Source organism: Limnoglobus sp., from assembly GCF_059499385.1.
Window position 1 is genome coordinate 69,199 of the sequence record NZ_JCABYM010000037.1, and the last position, 4,543, is coordinate 73,741.

Sequence of the window (4,543 nt, forward strand, 5' to 3'; positions counted from 1 at the left end):
GGTACTCCGTACCCCGCTTGACCTATTGCCCTCCCTCCCCGATCCGAGGACCGCGCGTCATGAAGCGATTGCTGCCGGTATTCGCCCTGCTCCTCGCCGTCGGGTGCGGGGACGGGCCGAAGACCTCGGACCCGAAGCCGGCGGACGCCAAGCCCGACCCGCGGATCCAGCGCGCGGGCGGGACGACGGACGCGCCAAAGGGCGGGAATTCGTCGAAGAAGATGAGCAACCTGAAGGAAAAGTAGTAGCCCCATTCGCTCCCCCGCGGACGTCGGCGAGAGACCGGTATTCGCGGGGAATTCTCTCACTTTCTCAACCCGTCCACCACTTCATCGACCGTACGGCCGGAATCCCGACCCGCGGGGTGAGGAAAAATTTATCCTTTCTTCTTGCCACCGCGGATTTCGGGTGTTAATCATAGTGTTTGACTCGCGCGTCCTAAACTGACATCTGAAATCATCCTCGCCGCGCCCGAACGGGTGCCCCCGATTTCAAGTGTCGAACTCTTCTTCCTCCTTCTCCACGCGATGTCCGAGGACAGGTACGACCCTGTTTCGTTTCTTTCATTTGTCGAGGTGCAATCCATGGTCGCACGCTTTCGTTCCCTGGGGGGCCGTCCGCGGACGGGCTTCACCCTGATCGAGTTGCTGGTCGTGATCGCGATTATCGCGATCCTGATCGGCCTGCTCCTGCCGGCGGTGCAGAAGGTCCGCGAGGCCGCGGCCCGGAGCACCTGCCAGAACAACCTCAAGCAGATCAGCCTGGCGGCGCACAACTACGAGAGCGCCAACCAGGTGCTGCCGCCCGGCTACCTCGGGCCGCTCCGGCAATGCACCGGGACGCCGGACCTGTTCTGCTCCAGCAGTCCCGCCGACGGCCAGCTGGTCGGCACGCTCGTGTTCATGCTCCCGTACGTGGAACAGGAGAACATCTACCGCGGGTTCTCCGGCATCAACCTGAACGTGAAGTCGAAAAGCCCGGCCCCGAACTCCGACTGGGTGGCCGGGAACCCCGGCTCGGCGCACTGGATCGCGAGCTTCAACCAGATCAAGACGTTCCTCTGCCCGTCCGACCCGATCCCGGTCGGCGGCACGGTGAACGGCCCGGTCCTGTTCCCGAGCGTGGAATCGGCCAACTGGCCGAGCACGACCGGCAACTCGATCGGGGCGTACTGGTTCGGCTCGCCGCAACCCACCCTGACCCTCGGCAAGACGAACTACGCCGGCGTTTCCGGGGCGCTCGGCTCGCCGGTCTCGACCTCGTCGTCGGCCGACGGCGTCGGGGCGAACCTGAACCTCTACCGCGGCATGTACACGAACCGGTCGGCCACCACGATCGTCAGCGTCGTGGACGGCACGTCGAACACCCTCGCGTTCGGCGAAGGGCTGGGCGGCACGGCCGGTCAGGGCCAGACCCGCGACTGGTTCTGGAACTGGGTATCCATCCCCGGCATGCCGACGAAGTTCGGCCTCGCCCCCGGCGGCGGCTGCCCGGACCAAGGCGCGACGTGCGGCGTGGCCGGCACGGCGCAAGGCGGCGGGTACAACTACTTCAGCAGCTTCCACACCGGCATCGTCCAGTTCGGCATGGGCGACGGGTCGGTCCGCGGGCTACGGATCGCCGGGACCGGTACCCGCCGGTTCACCCCGGCCGCGGCCGTCAGCAACCGGTCCGCGTGGTACGTTCTCCAGGCGATGGCCGGGATGGCCGACGGCACGACCGAAGACTTCTCGACGATCTCCAACTGACCCGACCGTCCCTCCCTCCGGAATAGGAACTTTCACATGAAGCAGCGATTGGCGACCCTGGCCACGTTGGTGCTGATGGCCCTGGCGGTGGGGTGCGACAGCGGGCCGAAGAACCAACCGCCGCCGGACAAGGTGCCGGCCGCGCCGGGGCCGATCGGCGGGACCGGCGGCGGCGACACCCCGAAGCCGAGCAAGGGGTCGGACAAGGGCATGGCGAAGCCGCCGAACATCGTTCAGGACTGACGCCTCATAGCTACGAACCGACGCCGGCCGGGAGGACTTCCTCCCGGCCGGTTCCATTTTCCCGCCGTCGATCACAGGTCCGCGAAGTTCCGCAGCATCGTCAGCCCGATCGCCTGACTCTTCTCCGGGTGGAACTGCGTCGCCATGACGTTGTCCCGCCACACCGCGGCCGTGAACGCGTCCGGGTAGTCGGCCGTCGCCGCCGTCACGTCCGACGCGGGTTGCGGGTAGTACCCGTGGACGAAGTACACCGCCGGCTCCGGCGGCAGCCCGCGGAACAGCGGGCAGCTCGGCTTCGTCAGCTTCAAGCTGTTCCACCCCATGTGCGGGACCTTAAGGCCGGGGACGTGCGGGAACCGGACCACGTCGCCGGTGAAGAGGTCCAGCCCGGCGTGGACGCCGTCCTCGTGGCTGCGGGCGAACAGCATCTGCATCCCGAGGCAGATGCCGAGGAACGGCCGGCCGGATCGGATGTGCGTCGTGATGACGCCCGCGAGGTCGGTTTCGCGCAGCCGGGCGATGGCGTCCTGGAACGCGCCGACGCCGGGCAGCACGACCTTCGCGGCCTCGGCGATGCGGTTCGCGTCGACCGTGACTTCCGCCGCGTGGCCGACCGACTCGAACGCCTTCTGCACGCTCCGCAGGTTCGCCATGCCGTAATCGACGATGACCAGCTTCGGTTTCATGGTGCGGTTCCCGTGGTCGCCACGGCCGGCTCCGGGCCGCGGCGGAGGAGCAGGCCGAAGACCAGGAGGCCGCCGCCGACGATGGCCGCCGTCAGCAGCAGGACCAGCGGCGAGAAGAAGAACGTCCGGCCCGCCTCGCCGACCCACGGCCACGCCACCCAGCACGCGACCGCCCCGGCCGCGATGCCGGGGCCGAACGGCACGCCGGGTTCCACGTTCGCCGCCGGCTGATCGGGTAGGGGCCGGAGGTAGTACAACGCCGTCTTCACCAGCATCCACGGCAGCAGCAGCGGCAACAGGACGAACGCCCCGGCCGGCAGCGCGAGGACGGTGATCTGCCACCCGAGGAACGAGCCGATCATCATGAGCAAGTCCGCGTCGCCGAGGCCGAGCGCCTCGCGGCCGAACCCGATCTCGAACAGCCACTTCACCGACCGGCCGACGAACTGGCCGACGGCCGCGCCGACGACGCCGGTGAGGAACCCGAGTTGCCAACTGTCGGGCGGTGCCCACGCCGGCGGCGGCCCCCACACCGGCCAGAGCGCCAGCCCGCTCGGGATTTGCCCGGCGAGCAGCGGGTTCGCCCACCCGAACCCGCCGGGCAAGTTCGGCGGCATCGGGACGCCGGCGCTCGGCCACGGCCACGGGAACAGCATCGAGACGAGGATGCCGACGAGCGTGGCCGTGTACGTCAGTTGGCCGGGGATGATCCGGTAGTTGAAGTCGATGGCCGCGGCCGCGAGCAGCATCGAGAAGAGGAATGCGAGGGCCGCGAAGTAGAGCCACGCCCGCAGCGGCGGCAGGCCGCCGAACTGCGGCGCGAGGCCGGGGACGGCGTGCCAGTTGAACACGAGTTCGAGCAGGAACAGCGCAAGGAACACGACGCCGGTGGCGAGTTCGATCCACAGGTAGCGGCTGGAGAATTTCGCGCCGCAGAACCGGCACTTGCCCCGCAGTCGGAGGTAGCCGATGATCGGCAGGTTGTCGGTGAACAGCAGCGGCCGGAAGCACGCCCCGCACCGGGAGCCGGGCCAGACGACGCTCTTCTCGTAGGGCATCCGGGCGATGAGCACGTTCAGGAAGCTGCCGATCCCGAGGCCGAGGACGAACGCGAACGCGGCGAACGTCACGACCGGCATGTGGTACCACCATTCCATACGTGCAGGATATCGTCGGCGAGCGACTCCGGCGAATGCGCGGCGTCGAACGCGGCGTGCGCCGCCTCCCGGTACAGCGGCTCGCGGGCGGCCATGACCGCCCGTACCTCCTGGAGGCCACCGGCGGCCGTGAGGTTCGGGCGGCGGTCGCGGGTCGTCGGGTCGTCCTGCATCCGCTGCCACGCGAGTTCGGGAGAAGCCTGCAACCAGGCGACGAACCCGTTGGCCGTCAGCAGCTCGCGGTTGGCCGGCCGGAGGATGACGCCGCCGCCGGTGGCGATGACGTGGTTCGGCTGCACGGCGAGGTCGGCGAGGACGCGGGACTCCCAGTCGCGGAAGGCGGGTTCGCCGTCGTCCGCGAAGATGCGGGCGATGGTCTTGCCGGCGCGGGCTTCGAGGAGCACGTCGGCATCAACGAACGCCCACCCGAGCCGGGCGGCGACGGCGCGGCCGACGGTCGTTTTCCCCGTGCCGCGGTAGCCGATGAGGAAGATGCGGGGAATCACGACGGCCCGCCGCGCGGGGACCGGTTTTGTCCCCTCCCCCCTTGGGGGGGAGGGTTAGGGAGGGGGGTGAGCGCGTCCCGCCCCCACAAGGATCGCGGTCGGGCCAGGGAGCCGAGGGGGGGGGGGGGCACGCCGCCCCCCCCCCCGAGCGGCGCAAAAAAAATCACGACGGGCATCTTAAAGGCAGTGATGGATTTATAACA

6 protein-coding genes are annotated in these 4,543 nt (G+C 68.9%); 3 read left to right on the forward strand and 3 right to left on the reverse strand.

Annotated features, from left to right (window positions below):
* Positions 1 to 59 precede the first annotated feature (59 nt).
* The 3 genes from AC5JJ2_RS06145 (at position 60) to AC5JJ2_RS06155 (ending at position 1,991) form a co-directional block, all read left to right on the forward strand.
* The gene (locus AC5JJ2_RS06145; RefSeq protein ID WP_495857085.1) at positions 60 to 245 is read left to right on the forward strand and encodes a hypothetical protein; all 186 of its coding nucleotides are present in this window, start codon (positions 60 to 62) and stop codon (positions 243 to 245) included.
* 339 nt (positions 246 to 584) lie between these two features.
* A complete protein-coding gene (locus AC5JJ2_RS06150; RefSeq protein WP_495857086.1) occupies positions 585 to 1,748 on the forward strand; it encodes a DUF1559 domain-containing protein in 1,164 nt (387 codons plus the stop codon).
* Between the two features lie 36 nt (positions 1,749 to 1,784).
* On the forward strand, positions 1,785 to 1,991 hold the full coding sequence (locus tag AC5JJ2_RS06155) for a hypothetical protein (protein ID WP_495857087.1): 207 nt from the start codon (positions 1,785 to 1,787) through the stop codon (positions 1,989 to 1,991).
* A 71-nt stretch (positions 1,992 to 2,062) separates the two neighbouring features.
* On the opposite strand, the gene hisH is transcribed toward AC5JJ2_RS06155, so the two are convergent.
* From hisH to AC5JJ2_RS06170, 3 genes are read right to left on the reverse strand one after another with little or no spacing between them, the layout of a single operon-like run.
* Positions 2,063 to 2,677 (reverse strand): imidazole glycerol phosphate synthase subunit HisH, encoded by a 615-nt coding sequence (gene hisH / locus AC5JJ2_RS06160; protein WP_495857088.1) that lies wholly within the window; start codon positions 2,675 to 2,677, stop codon positions 2,063 to 2,065.
* A complete protein-coding gene (locus tag AC5JJ2_RS06165) occupies positions 2,674 to 3,834 on the reverse strand; it encodes a prepilin peptidase (RefSeq protein ID WP_495857089.1) in 1,161 nt (386 codons plus the stop codon). Before AC5JJ2_RS06165 ends, hisH begins: the two co-directional genes overlap by 4 nt.
* Positions 3,804 to 4,340 (reverse strand): shikimate kinase, encoded by a 537-nt coding sequence (locus tag AC5JJ2_RS06170; protein WP_495857090.1) that lies wholly within the window; start codon positions 4,338 to 4,340, stop codon positions 3,804 to 3,806. The genes AC5JJ2_RS06165 and AC5JJ2_RS06170 overlap by 31 nt, the downstream gene beginning before the upstream one ends.
* Between the last annotated feature and the right edge of the window lie 203 nt (positions 4,341 to 4,543).